At 36.5% G+C, this 20,179-nt stretch carries 16 protein-coding genes; 9 read left to right on the plus strand and 7 right to left on the minus strand.

What is annotated here, in order from left to right:
- Positions 1–79: 79 nt before the first annotated feature.
- Positions 80–2,743, minus strand: a complete 2,664-nt coding sequence (locus JOE23_RS06075) for a cation-transporting P-type ATPase (RefSeq protein WP_204436580.1) — start codon at positions 2,741–2,743, stop codon at positions 80–82.
- Between the two features lie 461 nt (positions 2,744–3,204).
- Between JOE23_RS06075 and gdhA the strand changes: the two genes are divergently transcribed.
- A complete protein-coding gene (gene gdhA / locus JOE23_RS06080) occupies positions 3,205–4,560 on the plus strand; it encodes an NADP-specific glutamate dehydrogenase (RefSeq protein ID WP_204436582.1) in 1,356 nt (451 codons plus the stop codon).
- A 228-nt stretch (positions 4,561–4,788) separates the two neighbouring features.
- On the opposite strand, the gene JOE23_RS06085 is transcribed toward gdhA, so the two are convergent.
- Entirely contained in the window at positions 4,789–5,346 is a 558-nt protein-coding gene (locus tag JOE23_RS06085) for an NAD(P)H-dependent oxidoreductase (RefSeq protein WP_204436583.1), read from the minus strand.
- A gap of 505 nt (positions 5,347–5,851) precedes the next feature.
- Between JOE23_RS06085 and JOE23_RS06090 the strand changes: the two genes are divergently transcribed.
- A complete protein-coding gene (locus JOE23_RS06090) occupies positions 5,852–6,874 on the plus strand; it encodes a LacI family DNA-binding transcriptional regulator (protein ID WP_204436584.1) in 1,023 nt (340 codons plus the stop codon).
- 457 nt (positions 6,875–7,331) lie between these two features.
- Here JOE23_RS06090 and JOE23_RS06095 read toward each other — a convergent pair whose 3' ends face one another.
- Positions 7,332–7,748 (minus strand): hypothetical protein, encoded by a 417-nt coding sequence (locus JOE23_RS06095; RefSeq protein WP_204436585.1) that lies wholly within the window; start codon positions 7,746–7,748, stop codon positions 7,332–7,334.
- Positions 7,749–8,262: 514 nt separating this feature from the next.
- A complete protein-coding gene (serC, locus tag JOE23_RS06100) occupies positions 8,263–9,342 on the minus strand; it encodes a 3-phosphoserine/phosphohydroxythreonine transaminase (RefSeq protein ID WP_204436586.1) in 1,080 nt (359 codons plus the stop codon).
- Between the two features lie 532 nt (positions 9,343–9,874).
- Between serC and JOE23_RS18245 the strand changes: the two genes are divergently transcribed.
- On the plus strand, positions 9,875–9,955 hold the full coding sequence (locus JOE23_RS18245; RefSeq protein WP_420827534.1) for a putative holin-like toxin: 81 nt from the start codon (positions 9,875–9,877) through the stop codon (positions 9,953–9,955).
- Positions 9,956–10,598: 643 nt separating this feature from the next.
- On the opposite strand, the gene JOE23_RS06105 is transcribed toward JOE23_RS18245, so the two are convergent.
- The 3 genes from JOE23_RS06105 to JOE23_RS06115 form a co-directional block, all read right to left on the minus strand.
- Positions 10,599–10,916: a hypothetical protein gene (locus JOE23_RS06105; protein WP_204436588.1), complete on the minus strand. Its 318-nt coding sequence runs from the start codon at positions 10,914–10,916 to the stop codon at positions 10,599–10,601.
- A gap of 294 nt (positions 10,917–11,210) precedes the next feature.
- The gene (locus JOE23_RS06110) at positions 11,211–12,143 is read right to left on the minus strand and encodes an alpha/beta hydrolase (RefSeq protein WP_204436589.1); all 933 of its coding nucleotides are present in this window, start codon (positions 12,141–12,143) and stop codon (positions 11,211–11,213) included.
- Entirely contained in the window at positions 12,140–12,691 is a 552-nt protein-coding gene (locus JOE23_RS06115) for a GNAT family N-acetyltransferase (protein ID WP_204436590.1), read from the minus strand. The genes JOE23_RS06110 and JOE23_RS06115 overlap by 4 nt, the downstream gene beginning before the upstream one ends.
- Before the next feature lie 123 nt (positions 12,692–12,814).
- Between JOE23_RS06115 and JOE23_RS06120 the strand changes: the two genes are divergently transcribed.
- The 6 genes from JOE23_RS06120 to JOE23_RS06145 all read left to right on the plus strand — a co-directional run bounded on the left by JOE23_RS06120 (position 12,815) and on the right by JOE23_RS06145 (position 20,052).
- Entirely contained in the window at positions 12,815–14,035 is a 1,221-nt protein-coding gene (locus tag JOE23_RS06120) for an NAD(P)/FAD-dependent oxidoreductase (protein WP_204436591.1), read from the plus strand.
- A 497-nt stretch (positions 14,036–14,532) separates the two neighbouring features.
- The gene (locus JOE23_RS06125) at positions 14,533–14,841 is read left to right on the plus strand and encodes a PTS sugar transporter subunit IIB (protein ID WP_204436592.1); all 309 of its coding nucleotides are present in this window, start codon (positions 14,533–14,535) and stop codon (positions 14,839–14,841) included.
- A 51-nt stretch (positions 14,842–14,892) separates the two neighbouring features.
- Positions 14,893–16,173, plus strand: coding sequence for a PTS cellobiose transporter subunit IIC (gene celB, locus JOE23_RS06130; RefSeq protein WP_204436593.1), 1,281 nt, complete (start codon positions 14,893–14,895; stop codon positions 16,171–16,173).
- 82 nt (positions 16,174–16,255) lie between these two features.
- Complete coding sequence (locus tag JOE23_RS06135) at positions 16,256–16,564, plus strand: PTS sugar transporter subunit IIA (protein WP_017471255.1); 309 nt, start codon at positions 16,256–16,258, stop codon at positions 16,562–16,564.
- A 13-nt stretch (positions 16,565–16,577) separates the two neighbouring features.
- Positions 16,578–17,963: a glycoside hydrolase family 1 protein gene (locus JOE23_RS06140; RefSeq protein ID WP_204436596.1), complete on the plus strand. Its 1,386-nt coding sequence runs from the start codon at positions 16,578–16,580 to the stop codon at positions 17,961–17,963.
- Positions 17,964–18,108: 145 nt separating this feature from the next.
- Positions 18,109–20,052 (plus strand): PRD domain-containing protein, encoded by a 1,944-nt coding sequence (locus JOE23_RS06145; RefSeq protein ID WP_204436598.1) that lies wholly within the window; start codon positions 18,109–18,111, stop codon positions 20,050–20,052.
- Positions 20,053–20,179 lie beyond the last annotated feature (127 nt).

Genomic DNA, 20,179 nt, shown 5'->3' on the forward strand with positions numbered 1-20,179 from the left:
CTAACCAACAGTATAACGTAATTTCATCAGAAAGGATATTAATAAACCGTACGGTTCATTTAAATATGGTAACAGCTTTTCAAGTTCTTTTTAACCATTTATGAGTGACTAATTTCTCAAGTTCAACTACTACAAAGACAAACAAGCCGATCAAGATTGGGAACAGCCAATACTGACCCGAAATGGGATGTAAACCAAGCGCTGTACTTAAAAACGGTATATATGTCACAGCTAATTGAATGATAATCAATATAGCTGACACGATAAATGCTGCTTTATTGGAAAAGAAATCACGATTCAAAGCAAAACGGCGTTCATTCCTAACATTAAACAGATGAAAAAGCTGAGCAAAAACAAGTGCGTGTAGAGTTACGGTATTGACTTCTTCAATGGTATAAGTTGTTGTATTCGTCAGCATATCAGCATTCATCACCATAATTGAGACCCCAATTAATAAAGAAACAAAAATAATTCTAAATATATAGTAGTTACTTAAAAGTCGATCATCTGCATCTCTAGGCGGTCGTTCCATCGTTCCTGCTTCAAGCCTTTCAAAAGCTAATGCCAAAGCTACAGTCACGGCGGTCACCATATTGACATAGAGAATTTGAACAGGTGTTAATGGCATTTCCATACCAATGATAAGGGCAGCTAATACCAAAAAAGCCTCAGCTCCATTTGTTGGTAAAATGAAGAGTATTGTCTTTTTCAAATTATCGTATACTCTTCTCCCCTCTCTTACCGCATTTACAATCGTTCGAAAATTATCATCCACCAGCACCATCTCAGAAGCTTCTTTAGCCACTTCCGTACCTTTTATACCCATGGCAATGCCAATATCAGCACGCTTCAATGCGGGGGCATCATTGACACCATCCCCAGTCATTGCACTGATATGATGATTTGCTTGCAGCGCTTTTACAAGTTGAAGTTTATTTTCAGGACTTGTACGGGCGAATACGTCTGATGCATCAACCGCTTGTCGTAAGGCCTGATCATTCATTTGATCGAGTTCTCGACCTTCAATAACGCGATCATTATCGGTAATACCCATTTGCTTTGCAATCGAAATGGCAGTCTCCTTATGATCACCTGTTATCATTTTCACTTGGATACCTGCTCGTCTACATTCTCTTACCGCCTCAATCGCTTCTTCTCTTGGCGGATCCATAATCCCAGCTAACCCTAACATTTCCAACCCTTCCCGCAGATCGTCATGATCAATCTGCTCTTTGTCAGAGTCAACATGTTTAACCGCTGCACCGATAACACGTTCTCCTTTTCTTGACCGTTTGAGCATCTTATCTTCCCAAAGTTGACGTTCCTTTGATCCTTCTTGAAGCCCAGCCATATCAAACAAACGATCAGGGGCCCCTTTGACATAGATCTTCTTTTGTCCATTTTCTTCTACTAATCCTGCCATATATTTATATGAAGAATCAAAAGGTATTTTAGATAGGATATCTAGCCGATCAATTTTATGATCCGCTTTTCTAGCTAATGTGACTAGACACCCTTCAGTCGGCTCGCCACTAATCACCCATTCACCGTCTTCGTTTTGGCGCAATTCCGTATCATTAATAGTTAAGACACTTGTAAGAAATTGATAGAGCTTCTGATCTTCTTTTACTGATACTTCCTGATTCGTTTCCGTAATCTGGCCTTCAGGTTTATAACCTGTACCCGTTACCATTAAGTCTCGTTCTTGTAGAGCAATAGCTTGTACCGTCATTTCATTCTTGGTGAGTGTTCCTGTTTTATCTGAACAAATAACGGTAACAGCACCTAAAGTCTCTACAGATGGCAGTGTTCGCATAATCGCTTGGTTTTGAGCCATCGATTGAACACCTAATGCTAAAATAATGGATAGAATGGCCGGTAACCCTTCTGGGATAGCTGCCACTGTTAAACCAATTACAGATAAAAGTAACTCCCCCCATTGATAGTCATGAAACATCATTCCAAATACAAATAAGACGATCGCCAGTATTAAGATGACAACCGAGATCGTTTTTCCAAATTGGGCTGTTTGTTTAAGTAACGGGGTTTGAATCTCTTCAACCTCAGCGATAGACGTATTTATTTTTCCTATTTCGGTGTGGACACCGGTTTCAACGACGATACCACGACCAGACCCCGAGGCGACTGATGTACCGGAAAACGCCATATTCAATCGATCACCGATCACCGTATTTTCCGGCAACTTTTCTATGTTTTTTTCAACTGATGTTGACTCTCCTGTCAATGGTGACTCTTCTATATTTAAATGATCTGCTGAGCTAAGGCGGATATCGGCAGGAATCTTATCACCAGCCTTGAGAATAACGAGATCTCCAGGTACTAATTGACTCGAGGGTAGATCAATACGTTCCCCATCTCTGATTACGGTTGCTTGCAAAGATAACATCTTCTTTATGCCTTCTAACGCTTTTTCTGCTTTATTTTCTTGAATATAGCCAATCAGGGCATTGATAATCGCCACCAGAAGAATAACAACAGTATCGATATAATGACCTAAAATTAACGTAATAATTGCAGCGACTAGTAAAATATAAATAAGCACATCGTGAAAATGGCGGATAAACTTTAACCATTCCGCATCTTTCTTAGCTTCTGGCAATTCATTCCGTCCCCATTCTTCATGTAAAGATGAAATAGCGCTGGTTTGTAATCCGTTTTTGACATCTGTATTTAATTGCTTTTCTATATCAGTAATTGTCAAGCTAAACCACTTTTTATTCATAAAATTAACAACTCCTTTCACTATAATATGAACCTTTTTTAACATTATAATTATTCCACTTTTATCCACAATACAAACCCACTATTAATTTACATGGTCGCGATTCTAAATGTCAGATGACATGACAAGCGACCAGAACTCGACATTGATATAGACAATCTCATAAATTTATGATTACAATCACAATTTTGCATAAAAAAAGATTTAACAGAATATTTTTATCATTCGAAAAGATAGCTTATGGTTGAAAAATCTTATTATGCCCTATTTTATATACAGCTCTACTTAAATTTAAGATCCCATATTTTTATTCAATAAACCTCAAATCATCTCTATATCAGAATGTTTTAATACTTGTTTTATATTGTTAATTAATCTTACATTCGATAAACTTGTCTATAATAATGATATTGAAAATGATTTAATAATTTTAGATACACTTACTTGAAAGGAGCTTGACCATGTCCAGCAATGTTGCATTAAATTATGTTAACGATGTTTACCATACTGTCAAAAAAAGAAATCCAAATGAAAAGGAGTTTCAACAAGCGGTAAAAGAAATTCTCGATTCATTAGTACCTGTGTTTGAAAAGAACCCCTCCTACATTGACCACGCCATACTAGAGCGAATGGTAGAACCTGAGCGTATTATTTCTTTTCGTATTCCATGGGTTGATGATCAAGGTGATATTCATGTAAATAGAGGCTTTCGTGTTCAATTTAATAGTGCGATCGGACCTTATAAGGGAGGCTTACGCTTCCATCCGTCTGTTAATGCAAGTATTATTAAATTTTTAGGATTTGAACAAATTTTTAAGAACTCACTTACCGGTCAACCGATTGGTGCGGGTAAAGGGGGCGCTGACTTTGATCCGAAAGGAAAGTCGGACAATGAGATTATGCGCTTTTGCCAAAGTTTTATGAGTGAGTTGGCTAAACATATTGGACCAGACACAGACGTACCCGCTGGTGATATCGGTGTTGGTGCGAGAGAGATTGGCTATTTATTTGGTCAATATAAGAAAATGCAAGGGAGCTTTCAAGCCGGTGTTTTAACAGGAAAAGCTTTTGAATTTGGTGGTAGCTTAGCTAGAAAAGAAGCAACTGGATACGGGACCGTTTACTTCGTTCAAGAGATGCTAAAAGGGAACAATGATGATCTTAATGGCAAAACGGTTGTCGTTTCTGGCTCTGGTAATGTTGCCATATACGCTATTGAGAAAGCAACAGAGCTTGGTGCAAAGGTCGTTGCCTGCAGTGATTACAATGGTTATATATATGATAAAGATGGCATTAAGCTTGATACAGTTAAACGATTAAAAGAAGTAGAACGTAAAAGAATTAAAGAATATCTTACGGAACATCCAAATGCCCAATACAGCGAAAAATCCGAGGAAATCTGGACGATTCCTTGTGATATTGCCTTACCATGTGCCACTCAAAACGAATTGGATAAAGATGCGGCCAACCACTTAATTAAAAATGGTGTGATTGCCATTGGGGAAGGCGCTAATATGCCTTGTACGACAGAAGCGGTTGATTTGTTTATTGAAAAGGCAATTTTATTTGGACCTGGAAAAGCAGCCAATGCAGGTGGGGTTGCAGTCTCAGCTCTAGAAATGGCACAAAATAGTGCTCACCTTTCTTGGAAGTTTGAAGAAGTTGATGAAAAGCTTCAGGATATTATGAAAGATATTTACCGGAATAGTGTCGAAGCGGCAGAAGAGCATGGGAAGTCAGGAAACCTTGTGGTAGGTGCTAATATTGCTGGCTTCTTGAAAGTCGCAGATGCCATGATTGCTCAAGGGGTTATTTAAAAAAGTAAGTCACTATAATAACCGAACTATAATAACTATTATAGTTCGGTTATTTATTTTTCTAGGACATAAAATGAACCTGCAATCAGTGGCCTTTCGTTATTCGCCCGCTGATTGCAGGTTCGTTGAGTGAATCAGGAATTTAGCGTCCGTTATTACCCACCTCAATTGATTGACCGCTGTTCTCTATTTTGAGGTGGGTTTTTTACCGATTATCTGCGATAAAGTTCATTCAGGAAACACCTCACGCAAATGTACCGCTAATAGGTTTAACGATTGCTCAATATTAGGTTGCTTAATCACATTAAATAAGGCGAACGTTTTTAACGGCTTCATACCAATAAAAGCATGCAAGCGATGAAGATGAAATAAGGCCTCATCCACAGACTTCCCCTCAAAGAAACCATCATCCGTTGAGAATTGATCCTCTGGTGCATTCCAAGTTGTAGATAACATATAATGTTTATTTACCATCAAACCGCCTTGGCCATAGCGTTCATGACTTTCAAAAAATACCCCTGACTTTAATACTTGATCAAAGTACGTTTTCAATTTCCCTGGAATACTAAACCAATAAATAGGTGTTTGATAAATTACACAGTCTGCCCACTTAAATTTTTCTTGTTCTTCTTCAATCAAATAGCCTTCGTCTATATTTGTAAGCTTCACCTCATGTGACAATGTAAATTCCAAAAAGGATTTCATATGTTCGGTTAACGTTCGATTTAACCTTCCTTTACTATTTGGATAAAATTGGTGCCCATTAATAATTAAAATGCGTTTCATGTTGATTTTCACTCCAGTCCATTATGCTATTTTAAATTATGCGATAGCCGATAAAAATATGATTTTACTTAATGCTTATTATATCGATCGGAATTATGTGCTATAATGGTCGTATAGAGAAATTATTTTCTTTAGAAGCTGTTGTCAGTGCATATATGACTCATAAGTGGAGTGATTAATATGAAAGGTACACCTATTATTGATTTTAGAAGTCTAATGCTTATTATTTTTATTATTATTTTCATTATCATTATTTTATAATGGTATATTTCTTCCCATGCTTTAAACCTCACTTCCCCCTCTTATCCTGCAAAGAAATATAGCTAATGCTATTTTAAATTAATTCGACATCATATATAATATGATTAATCCATTTAATCAAAATATCAAACGATTGCACCAAACGGTAGTTAGAAAGTTAAACGCTATCATTTTATTTGTTTAACTTATCCACTTAAACTACGATTTCGATCTGACTCATTTTCTAGAAAAAGGATGAAGAATGATGGCCATAACAATAAAAGATGTTGCAAAGAAAGCAAATGTTGCTCCTTCCACTGTATCAAGAGTGATTGCAGATAATCCACGCATTAGTGTAAATACAAAAAAGCGCGTTCGAAAAGCAATGAAAGAGCTTGGCTATCACCCAAATGTAAACGCGAGAAACTTAGCTGTACGTTCTTCGCAATCCATTGGCGTCATTATGCCCTCCTCAGCTGAAACAGCTTTGCAAAACCCCTTTTTCCCTGAAGTATTACGAGGAATTGGGAGTATAGCTCATGAAACCGAATATTCTCTATATGTTTCAACCGGCGGTGATGATAGACAACTTTTCGAAGAAGTAAAACGTATGGTTTTCGGTAATCGTGTTGATGGTATCATCTTGCTTTATTCTCGTGCTAACGATCCAATTATCGATTTTTTAGTTGAAGAGAAATTTCCATTTGTCGTTGTAGGTAAACCCTACAATAATGAAAGTAGCATTACTTACGTAGACAATGACAACGTTCATGCTAGTATGGAGCTAACTAATCATTTGATTGAATTTGGCCATCGGCAAATTGCCTTTATCGGGGGAACGACAGACTTAATGGTAACTAGGGAACGACTACTAGGATATAAGCAAGCATTAGCCGATGCAAATATTGCCTTTAAGGAGAAATATATCGTTCATGATGAATTTTTACGCTCAAGTGGGCATAAAGCAGTTGAACAATTATTTGCTTTAAGTACGCCGCCTAGTGCAATTGTTATTGCTGATGACATGATGAGCCTAGGTGTAATCAATATGTTAGAAGAGTTTGGACTGGATTGTCCAAGTGATGTGTCAATTACAAGCTTCAATAATTTATACTTATCAGAGTTAACAAGACCACCATTAACAACCGTAGATATTCAAATTTACAAATTAGGTATTCAAAGTGCTAAATGTTTAATAGAACAATTAAAGTCAAAGGATGAACCTGCCAAACGGGTGATTGTACCTTATGCCATTAAATATCGAAGCTCAACAAAAAAAATAAAATAATCATCTAATCTTTTTCTTTTATAACTAATGATCTGTTAGCAAGCACAGAGACTCGCTTATAAGTCAGTCTCTGTGCTTGCGCTTATTGCTGGTAGTGACTATAAGTTCCTCTTCTGACATCTTATCTAACTTTTGTTTAGACATTTAACTACCCCTTTTTGTAAGCGCACTCAAAATTATACTTGCATTTTATAGAGTGCATGTTAACTTGTTAGTAACTTATTGTTTATCTTAAATGTATATACGGGTGTGATGAAATGATTGACTCTTTTGCAGGAGAAGCAATGCCTGGGCGTAATCATAAACTTAAAATAGCTGCTAAATGACTCATACAAATATGTCATATTTTACTTTCAATAAATATAATCCAGAAACAAATCATGTCCAATTTACAGCTTAAATACATCCCATTCATATAACAACACATATTTTCTTTAAGCACCGCTTTAAAAAGAATCTAATCTTCAAACTTTTGTTTCAATAAAAACAATTCCTTTTCGAGTTTATTTACTTTTTCCATGACAAAACCAAACTCTGAGATTCTCGACTCGGTGATTAATTCAAACTGGTTGCCTATACCATCTAATTTCATATCAACAACTTCTAGTTTTGCATCAATACTATTTAGACGCTGATCTATTACATTTAAACGTTTATCTAGTTTATTAATGGTACCATCTATCACATTGAAATGCTTATCCATTTCACTAAAGCGGTCATCTACCTTATTAAAGCGATTATCCATTTCGCTTAGACAATCATCTATTTTATTAAATCTTAAATGGATATCTTTTTTTAAAACGTTTATTGTTCCTTTATATTCTTCCATTCCATGATTAATCTTATCAAGCAAGTTAAGCATTTCTTCTTCCATTACATTCTCCCTCCTTGTTGATTGATTTTTTGTAAGGATAAAAGTTAATCTATCTTCTCGTTATGATTGCTTTTATTATAACCTAAACAGCGTTACCATTTAAGATCAAATCTCGACTTTCTTCATTTTAAACAGCATACAACTAAAACCTTTATTTGTAGAGACACAACCGTTACTATTAAGATTAAAATAGAGCTTTGTCATTTTAAAGTCAAGAAGCTATCGATCTCGAATAAATGAAAAATACAGATGATTTATTTTACAAAACCTAAATATATAATCGAAAAAGAAAAGTATGCTAATCATCTCATAACGATTATCTTTTGTGAGGGAAGGATAGCCTATAGTGATGTCTCAGTCGAATATATTTAAGTATTAAGTACATTTTTTATTCCATTTGGGCAATATACTTTCGTTTCAGATGTATTTTTATTTAGACGAACACCAATAGTAAAAAGAGGGGCATTCACAAGTTCTGCACTTGGAACACCCCCATTCTGCTAATTTATAACTGTTATTTATTCGCATGCTCAAACGATTTGATAAATTCAACTAATGCTTCTACACCTTCATAGGGCATCGCATTATAAATGCTTGCTCTCATCCCACCAACAGACCGATGACCTTTTAATGTTTCTAATCCATAGGCCTGAGCTTCCTTAATAAACTTTGCTTCAAGTTCTTTATCACCATCTACAGATACAAAGGGCACATTCATTAGAGATCGATCCTCTTTGTTAATTGGGGCATAAAAAAGTTCAGACTGATCAAGGGTCTGGTATAACAATGCTGCTTTATCACGATTTTGCTGCTCCATCTCTGTTAATCCACCTCGCGCCTTGAGCCACTCAAACACTAGTTTTGCTACATATATCGCGAAAGTTGGCGGGGTATTGTAAAGAGAATTGGAATCTGTTTGCGTTTTGTAGTCAAGCATCGTTGGTACCGCATCTGATGCATGACCAATCAAATCCTCTCTGATGATAACAAGGGTCATTCCTGCAGGACCAATATTTTTTTGAGCGCCTGCATAGATTAAGCCAAATTTCGACACATCAATGGGCGTTGATAAAATATTTGAAGACATATCAGCAACTAATGGAATATCTCCCGTATCGGGAATTTCATGAAAAGCTGTTCCTTCAATCGTATTATTCGTTGTGATATGAACATAGTCTGCTTCTGGATCAAACATATCAGAAGAAAGCTTAGGAATATGATTAATTGTATCTTCTCCAACGACACGCACATTGCCATATTTCTGAGCTTCTTTATAAGCTTTTTTAGACCAAGAACCTGTCAAAACATAATCTGCTTTTTTATTTTTCACCATAAGGTTTAGCGGGACCATCGCAAACTGTTGAGACGCGCCTCCTTGAAGAAAAAGAACCTTATAGTTTTCAGGAATATCTAAGAGGTCTCTTATCAACCATTCAGCATCTTCAATAATATTTGAAAACAAGTTTGAACGGTGACTCAACTCCATCACTGACATTCCAGAATGGTCATAATTCAATAATTCATCTTGAGCCTTTTTCAAAACACTTTTAGGTAATGCTGACGGTCCTGCCGAGAAGTTATATACTGGGTTCACTTTGCCACACCTGCCCTGTTAGATTTCTTTACAAAAAAATATTTTAGAAAGGCTTGGCTCCAAGCCAAGCCTTTCTATCTATATCATTCCTTTACTTTTTACTTAATTGTGAATAGTTTATCAATATTCGCTTTACTTTTCAATACTAATTTTCTTAAAATTTGTATAATTCACATGATTGAGATTAATAGAAAGAGATGTACCACCGCAATTTCTTATTGACGTCGAAAATACCATAGACCAAACAAGAAAAAGAAACTCATGATTATAACAGCTAAAATAAACTGGACCGAACTGATAAATAAGCGGTAACGAAGCCGCTGTAAAAAGACCGCCCCCAACCAACGGTTTAAACACTATAGCAAGTGCACCTTCTGCTAAGAAGTAGGTTTTATAATAGACGTTGAGTTAATCATGTTTATAAAATATTTTGCTGTGAAATACAACGTCTTTTTTTTGGAATGCCATGTTAATTATTTTATCGGTAGGAAGCTTATAGGGTGGTAGTCACTCCCGAAGGGGGGTGACGTTTATGAGTACTTATGAAAGTCTTATTGTTATGATAAGCTTTGCAAGTCTAGTAGTGCTTATAATGAAAGATAACCAAAAATAATACCACCCTATCTAAGCTAAATGCTTGAATAGGGTGGTATTCTCTGTTTAATTATGTGAGACTGCCATTCTATGGGCAATCTATCGTAGACCATTAAAGTGTTCCCGCACTTTAGTGGTCGTTTTTAATTTATTCTTCTGGACAAATATTATACCACAACTTTCAGAAAAATAAACTTATGTTGATTTAAAAACGCCATATATGATTAATAAGAAACACTTAAATACAGAGCATTTAAGCGGAATTATATTCCATATAGATGCTTTTGCAGTCTTTATTAGTTTTTATGTGCTAAAATAAGTAGTAGGTTCTCATATCCTTATTAAAAGGAGGCTATTATGAGTAATAAAAACATTAATAACAAACTTTTTAATGTTATCATTACTAGTTCATATGTAATAATAATATGTATGTTTATAACTTCTGTTATTGCATGGATAAAAACAACCAATTTGATTTTTATTATATCTGGATTTATTAGTATTTTAGGTATTTTGTTAAATATATACCTTTATTCAAGAGAAAAATCAAAAAATAAGGAGTTCTTGAAAAGTTCCTGACAACCCAACAGCTGTGCCATGACCACCGACAAAACTAATTTCAATTAACGGACCTGTTAGTGGACTCATGTCGAAGAATGGTGTCAAGATAAAAAAACCCAGTACATACTGTTCCCACGAAACGGTTTGTCCCATAACCACTTGCGGCCCGGCAATGTGTTCCAAACCTCTAAAACAGAAGAAGAGAGAAAACCATAATAAAAAACAGCATCTTGTTCAAGCCAAGCCTGTGTTAGTCTACCTAGCACTTCAGGTCCAACAAATATCGCAATAAAACCTGCGATAATTGAACTTGGTAAAATCAAATCACGCAACCATTTTATATGTACGCGCAAGATCTTACCTATAATCAAAAACATACCTAACATAATAAAGCTAAAACCGATTGTGTTTGCTGACAAAGCAATAGCCTCCTTGACTGCCTTACTATATATCTCATACCACTGATTTCGTCCATTAAACATGAGAAAAGCTATCCCAATCGTTTTTTAGCGAATGGGATAGCTTTTCTTAGACTTGGTTCTTTAAGTTTTTACCTCAGCACTTTTCTAATATGAAAAAGACGTTATGATCTCCCGACAAGAAGTAAGCAGCGATCATGCGACCAAAAACTTCCAGTTGTCTGGAGTTATTCTATCCCCTTTTAAAGGATATATACGCTATCTTTAAATGATAGTGATAAAAAAACTTGGAAGTCAGTTAAGGTGAGTATCTAGAAAATGTCGAACTTTATTTTGATACAACTTTGTGTCGGTACGGTTAGCTAAACCATGTCCGGCACCTTCTATAATTAGCAACTGTTTCTCACTTGTACAAGCTTGATAAAGCCGATTAACCATCTCTGTAGGTACGAAAGCATCGTCTGATCCATGAACAAATAATATCGGTACTGATGCTTTAGCCACTTGATTAAGTGCAGATGCCTCTGAAAAGCTATACCCTGCACGAATTTTAGTTAACCAGCTTGTAGCATTTAAAATAGGAAAAGCAGGCAATCGGTACATCCGCTTCATTTGATAAGTTAACTCATCTTTGACTGAAGTGTAACCACAATCAGCAATGGTTGCTTTAACTTGTTTTGGTAACGTTTCGCCACTTGTCATCATCACTGTTGCAGCCCCCATTGAAACACCATGTAAAATAATTTCGACATCGTCACCTAATGTTTTTATAATTTGATTAATCCAATCTAAATAATCTAGGCGCTCATGCCAACCAAAACCGATGTATTTCCCTTCACTTTTCCCGTGTCCTCTAGCATCCGGTAATAAAATGTTCATATTATACTGTTCATGGTAAATTCGGGCAAATTCCTTCATAATCGATGCTTCACCAGAATAACCGTGAGCTAACAAAACGGTTTGCCGCGTCGCTACTTTTGCAGATAAATAATAACCATGCAAATGGAGTTTGTCTCTACTTATTAATGACCAATCTTCAAACGTTTGATCAGCCCACCACTTTTGATCCGATTTTACACATTGATCTAATTCAGGGGTCATTTGTAAATCGGGATCCTCTTGGATAAAGACTTTTTCTGCTCGTGCGATAGCAAAATTGTAAAAGTAAAAGCTCGCTCCAACAATTAATAGTGTTACAACAATTAGCCCAATCAATAAATAGATCATGATTGATCTCCTTTCACCGCTTGCCACTCATCTTCCAACATACTCATTTCATAAAGGTCCCAATAATCGTCACCGACTTTACGCGCATGGCGAAGTAACCCATCAATTTGAAAACCAACTTTTTGATAACAACTTAATGCAGACTGATTAAAGTCAAACACGCCTAACGATGCTTTATGTAATTGCCACCGATCAAAAATAATTTCACAAGCAGCTCTTATCATTTGTTGTCCATAACCTTGACCTCTACTCCGCGGTTCACCAATTAACACACGTGAAATGCGAGCACTCCTCTGTTTTAAGTCAACAGCAGCAATCTGCAGATGACCAATAACTTGTCCGGTTTGCTGCTCAACCACTCGATAAATATAGCGCGTGGCTCCATTTTTATTAGCACCTTTTAAATAAGCTTCTAATTGGGCATGTGTCAACGGATAGGTTAATTCGGCCCCTCCTGTCCATTGATACAAAAAAGATGTAGACGCATTTACATTCCAATCAATCAATGTTTGAAAATCATCTTTTGTAAAGTATTCTAATCTAATCATTGAACTATCTCCCTATTATAAATTCCTTTCTTATTTTAGCAGAATATTGATCAATTAAGACACTTTTTTACTTGTGAATAACTATATGGACAAATCCTCATAATATTAACAGAGGTGAAAACGATGAATATTCAAACGGGCGATTTTTTTTGGCCAACAACATTAAAAGACCCACCTATTTACCCAACTTTACAAGATCATTTAACTTGTGATGTGTTAATTATTGGAGGTGGAAGCAGTGGTGCTCAGATGGCTTATCAATTAGCCGACTCTCAATTAACTGTTGCGTTAATCGAAAAAAATCAAATAGCATCAGGAAGCACAAGTGCAAATACAGCACTGATTCAATATGCCGGCGAACGCTCTTTTACAACATTAGCCCATACATTTGGTCGCGAGATGATGAAGCAACATCTGAATTTATGTCGAAATGCAATTAACGAAATTGAAGAAACCTGTAGCAAGCTTACGATCAAACCAGATTTTGAACGTAAAGATTCATTGTATTTCACAACTAAACCTGAGGACTTACAAGATATTGAACAGGAATATCAAGTGCTTCGCGCAGAAAATTGTCCTGTAGAATTATTAACTGAAACAGATATTAGCGATCGATATCCCTTTAAAAAAGCAGGCGCACTTTATTACAAAAATGACGCGCAACTTAACCCTTATCTTTACACCCACGGTTTAATTCAATCCGCTTCACAAAAAGGGGTTCAAATTTTTGAGCAAACGGAAATGAATGGTCATAGACATCACAATAACGGGGTTACGATTACGACTAAAAATGGTTTTCATATTGAAACCAAAAAAGTTGTTTACTGTTGTGGCTATGAAGGAGTGGAATTGAAAAACGATAAAAACATTTCCTTTGTAAGCACTTATACAGTTACCACAAAACCGGTTGATCCGAATTTGTTTTGGTATAATCGTACATTGATATGGGAAACCGCACGTCCTTACACTTATCTACGTACCACATCAGACCATCGAGTTATTATTGGTGGCCTCGATGAAACGACAACCTACCCTAATCAAAGAGATGCCAAACTTATTCACAAACGTGATCAGCTTATAGATAAATTCAATCTTTTATTTCCTGACATCTCCATTGAACCTGACTCATATTTAACCGCTCATTATGGTGGGACAATGGACGGATTACCGATTATAGGCGAATACTTATCGTTTCCAAACAGCTATTTTGTTTTTGCATTTGGTGATAATGGGTTGGTTTATAGTCAAGTCTTAACAAAGATAATAGCTGATGAATTAATAAATGGCGTCAGTGAGGACTTGTTTATTTATCGTCAAGACCGACCACTACTTATTAAGCACTGAAGACTATTTTTATTTTTCATGCGGAATTTTTACTTTTCGTCCGTTCGCATGATACTTTCATGCGATTTCCTCGCTTTTCGTGCGAACTCGTTATACTTTCATGCGATTTCCTCACTTTTCGTGCGAACTCGTTATACTTTCATGCGATTTCCTCACTTTTCGTGCGAACTCGTTATACTTTCATGCGATTTCCTCGCTTTTCGTGCGAACGCATGATACTTTCATGCGAATTCTTCACTTTTCGTGCGAACTCGCAATACTTTCATGCGATTTCTTCACTTTTCGTGCGAACGCATGCGAAATTCTTCTTTTTCGTGCGTTCTCATAGGTGATTAGATTTGTACATCACTCATTTTCATTCAAGGATATAGATTGATAACCTTTAATAAATTGCATATTTCCGTTTTGAAACGGAAAAACTACACGTGGTAATGGAAGCGCTTCTAAAATACAATGCAATGTAAGAGGCACATACCAATCTAAAAGGAGGAATTAAAATGAAAAGAATTTTGTTAGCATGTTCAGCTGGAATGTCAACGAGCCTACTTGTCTCCAAAATGGAGGAAGAAGCGAAAGAACGTGGTATCGACACAAAAATTTGGGCTGTCGCTCAAGACAAAGCGACAGAGGAAATGAAAGAAGCTGATGTACTTTTACTCGGTCCACAAATGCGCTTTATGAAAAAGAAATTAGAAGGACCAGCTCAAGAACAAGGTATCCCTCTAGACGTTATTGATCCTGTGTCTTATGGTCGGATTAACGGTAAAGCCGTATTGGACAAAGCTCTTGAACTAATTGGTGATTAATGCTGACTAAATCTCATTTTAGTCAGCTAATAAATTAAAGGAGGAAACATTATGAACACTTTTATGGAAAAACTAGAAAACGTGTTGATGCCTGTCGCAGACAAGTTAAATAATAATCGTTATTTATCAGCTCTGCGTAACGGATTTATGGTGGCGTTACCATTAATTATTTTTGGTTCTATCTTTGTGGTTATTGCTAACTTACCCTTTTTAGATGAACTTATTGGCGAAGAGGCCTTCGCCACTTATCAGGACGCCTTAGGACCAGCATCCGCTGCAACGTTAAGTATTATGGGGCTATTTGTTATTCTAGGTATTGGTTATAAAATGGTCGAGCAAAGAGAGGGCGAGTCCATTTACGGGGCCGTTGTTGCACTTGGTGCTTTCTTGATTTTAACACCTCAGGTTGTAGATGAAGTCGGTGGTGTAATCCCGACATCCGCTTTAGGTGCAGAAGGTATGTTTCTAGGTATATTCACTGCTTTTATTGCAGCCGAATTATATCAGCACTTCGTTAATCGTAAATTAACTATTAAAATGCCTGCCGGTGTTCCAAGTGCTGTAGCACGTTCGTTTAGTGCACTTATTCCAATTACTTTAACCCTAGCTATTTTCTTACTTGTCCGTATTATCTTTAGCTATACACCGTTTGAAACCGTACAAAATTTTATCTATACTATCGTTCAAGAACCATTAACTGCATTAGGTAGTGGGTTACCTGCTACCATAGTCGCCGTCTTATTAATACAAGTCTTCTGGTTCTTTGGCTTACACGGTCAAATTATTATTAACTCGGTACTTGATCCGATTTGGTTTGCACTTAATGATCAAAACTACCAAGCTTTCCAAGCAGGTGAGGAGTTACCGAATATTGTAACAAAACCGTTTATTGATACTTTTATTGTAGGTATTGGTGGATCTGGTATGACGCTAGCTGTTCTTATTGCAATATTTATTGTAGCAAAGAGTAGACAAATGCGCGAGTTAGGTAAACTCGGTATTGGCTCAGGTGTATTTAATGTTAATGAACCTGTTATCTTTGGTTTACCGATTATTATGAATCCACTCGTTATTATCCCGTGGTTATTAGCTCCGGTTGTTGTAGCCATTGTCACTTATTTCTGTATGTCTATCGGTTTTGTACCAAGGACAACTGGGGTTGTCGTCCCATGGACCACACCAGCTCTTCTAAGTGGTTATTTAGCAACGGGTAATAATATTATGGGTGGTGTTATGCAACTGATTAACATGGCCATTGTCTTTGTGATTTGGTTACCATTCTTAAAAATTATGGATAACCAGTATTACGAGAATGAAAGAACGGCTAAATAAATGAATAATAGGATACGTATTTCTTTTCTCTAAAGAAATACGTATCTCTTTTCACAGACTTTTAACTTAGGGGGACAATACAATGGAACAAACAATCACTGAAATTGCATTCCAAATTATTTTATATGCTGGAAATGGTAAATCAAGTGCAATGGAAGCCATTCAAGAAGCAAAAGAAGGCAATTTTGATGCCGCAGATGAGAAAATCAAAGAGGCAAATGAAGAGCTCGGTAAAGCGCATAAATTTCAAACGACACTACTACAAGAAGAAGCGCGTGGCGATGGTCAAACCGTTAATATTATCCTAATTCACTCACAAGATCACTTAATGACTTCAATGACAGTAAGAGATCTAGCCATTGAAATTATTGAAATTTACCGTAATAAATAAGGAGGATGCATATATGACTGTAACATATCAATTTCCAGAAAATTTTTGGTGGGGTAGTGCAGCTTCAGCAACACAGACAGAGGGCTCTAATAATGGCGTGAAAGGCAAGGATATCTGGGATCAATGGTTTGCAACTGAACCCAATCGTTTCTTTGAAGGTGTTGGTCCTGGTGTCACTTCAGACTTTTACAATCGCTATAAAGAAGATATTAAAAATATGAAAGAAATCGGGCACAATACTTTTCGGATGTCTATCTCTTGGGCCCGTCTTATTCCAGGTGGTCGAGGTGACGTAAATCAGGAGGCCGTTACCTTTTATAATCAAGTCATTGACGAATTGCTTGCCAATGATATTGAACCATTTGTTAACTTATTTCACTTCGATATGCCTTTTGAACTTCAAGAATTAGGTGGATGGGAAAATAGAGAAGTGATTAATGATTACGTCAATTACGCTAGAACAGCTTTTGACTTATTTGGCGATCGAATAAAAACGTGGTTTACTTTTAATGAACCCATCGTCCCCGTTGAAGGTGGCTATTTATATGATTTTCATTACCCTAATATCGTTGATGCTAAGCGAGCCATTCAAGTGGCTTATCACACGATGATCGCCCATGCTAAAGCTGTTGAAGCTTATCATAAAGATTATAATGGAAAGATCGGGATTGTATTGAACTTAACGCCCTCTTATCCACGGAGCCAAAACCCTGCTGACCTTAAGGCTTCTCATATTTGCGACTTATTTTTTAATCGAAGCTTTCTTGATCCAGCTGTGAAAGGTGAATATCCAGAAGATCTAATTAAGCTTTTAGAAGAACACGGACACCTTCCTGTAACCGAACCCGGTGATCAACACTTATTAAAAGCAAACACTGTTGATCTACTCGGTGTGAATTATTATCAACCAAGACGAGTAAAAGCTAAAGATAGTTTACCTAATCCGTATAGTCCATTTATGCCTGACTGGTTCTTTGACAATTACGAAATGCCCGGACGCAAAATGAATCCTTATCGCGGCTGGGAAATTTATGAAAAAGGCATCTATGATATTATGATGAATTTGAAACAGAGCTATGGTAATATTGAATCCTTTATTTCTGAAAATGGTATGGGTGTACAAAACGAAGAAAGATTCCTTAATAATGGGCGAATTGAAGATGACTATCGGATTGACTTTATTAAAGAGCATTTAAAATGGCTACACAAAGCTATAGAAGAAGGTTGTAATGTGAAGGGTTATCATCTGTGGACGTTTATGGACAACTGGTCTTGGATGAACGCTTATAAAAATCGGTACGGCTTTTTCTCTGTTGACCTAAAAACGCAAACGCGGACAGCTAAGAAAAGTGCTTCTTGGTTCGCAGAAGTTTCACAACAAAACGGCTTTAATGATTAGCGGTGAATGAAACATAGCGTAGCAATTTTTATTGCTACGCTTTTGCACTTCATATAATAAACCCTTTGCCATATAGTTGATTTAGATTTAAATCTCGCTATGATAAAGGTAGGTCTTTCATCCAAACAAAAAGGAGGGGTGACAAGTGAACAGTCGAGCGATTAAAATACTACGTGAATTATTGGCATCAGACCAACCGATTACCAGTGACTACTTAGCCCATGTCCTTGATGTTTCTTCGAGAACCGTTCGTGATGACATAAAAGCACTTAATCATTCACTACAAATGCACGGTGCAAAGATAAAGTCAACGCGCGGGACAGGTTACGAGTTACTCATTAATGACGACCAAAATTTCAGGCACTATTTAAATCAGTTTTTTAATCATGTTTCACAAGAACAAGCATTGTTAGATTCACCTGATGCGCGGATTAAATACTTAGTTAAACGCTTTTTACTCGCAGAGCGTTACTTAAAGCTTGATGATCTCTGTGATGAAATGCATATTAGCAAATCAACGATCCAAAGTGATCTCAGAAGTGTTAAAAAAATGTTAGAAAAACATGATATTTACCTCGATAAAAAACCCAATTATGGACTCAAAGCAATCGGGAGTGAAGTTAAACTCAGATTTGCTATGTCTGAATACATTTTTGATAGAAGTGAGACAGGTTCTAAAACGATTTGGCAAGACCAATTAGCAACGATAGCAGATGCTGACAAAGAACAGTTAGATAAAGTGTGGACCGTCATTATTAATCAAATAAAAGAAAATCATATCTCATTAGCTGACATCGCGATAAACAATCTTTATATCCATATTGCCATTGCCTACAAACGAATAAAGAGCGGACATCATGTTTCTTTAATCAATCAAGAGTTTAATGAAATCACGAAGCAGAAGGAATACCGTGTGGCTCATCATATCGTTCGTGCTGCTGAAGAGATATTCAGGGTCAAGTTCCCTCCTGAGGAAATCGCCTATATTGCCATTCATTTACTTGGAACAAAGATGGTCAGTCAAACCAATATGAGTGAGGCAGAGCTTGAAAATATTATGGAAAAACAAATCCAAATCATGACCACAAAAATATTAGATGCATTAGAAGCAAAAATGCATCTTGGTATACGTCATGATAAAGAATTACTAATTGGTTTAGGGCTTCATCTAAAACCAGCCATTAATCGTTACAAATATGGGATGAATGTACGAAATCCAATGCTACAAGATATAAAGTTGAATTACCCTCTAGCTTTTGAAGCTGGCATTATCGCAGGTATGGTTTTGGAACAAGAAATGGCTGTTACCATCGATGAGAATGAAATTGGTTATATTGCATTGCATATTGGTGCAGCCATTGAACGAAAAAAAATGCAGTCCAGCCCCATGCGCTGTTACATCGTTTGTGCCTCTGGACTAGGCAGTGCCCACCTCATTAAATATAAATTAAAAGCCGTATTTGGCTCTCGAATTGAAGTGATGGGCACAACAGAATACTATAAGCTTAAACAGATCCCTTTTGACAAAACTGATTTCATCGTTAGCTCTGTACCGATTAATGAGGATCTAACCGTGCCTGTCATTGATGTTAATGCGATATTATCTGATAAAGACATCGCAAAAATCGGGGCATTTGTCGAGGAAGATACTGACCGTGTTTTTGAATATATTCAAGAGGATCTCCTGTTCTTAAGCAAAGATTTACAAACACAAGATGAAGTACTCACCTTCTTAGTTGATCAAGTCAATAAGACAACGCCGTTACCGGATGACTATTTAAAACGCATTTATGAACGTGAAGAGATTGCACCAACGGCGTATGGTAATCTTATTGCCATCCCTCATCCGATTACAGCACAAACAGATCACACGTTCTTAACGATCTGCACACTTAAAAAACCAATTGACTGGGCAGATAAACGGGTACAATTTATTTGTTTATTGAATGTCGAAAAAGATAGTAAAGAAGATTTACAGCATATGTATGAAATGCTCGGTAAGATGGTCGATAATCCTAGTTTAATTCAGCAATTGATTCACTGCAAAAATTATCGAGATTTCATTAATACATTGCTAGCGCAGAATTAACAAGAGGCTTCTCCCTCCCTTTTAAATTCAATTTCTTAGTATCTCTTAAGATAACCTATTCATTTTTCATTTAAACAACTACTACATGTAGCCCCGTAGTAGTTGTTTATTTTTAACTAATCTAATT

Source organism: Amphibacillus cookii (assembly GCF_016908375.1).
GTDB lineage: Bacteria > Bacillota > Bacilli > Bacillales > Amphibacillaceae > Amphibacillus_C > Amphibacillus_C cookii.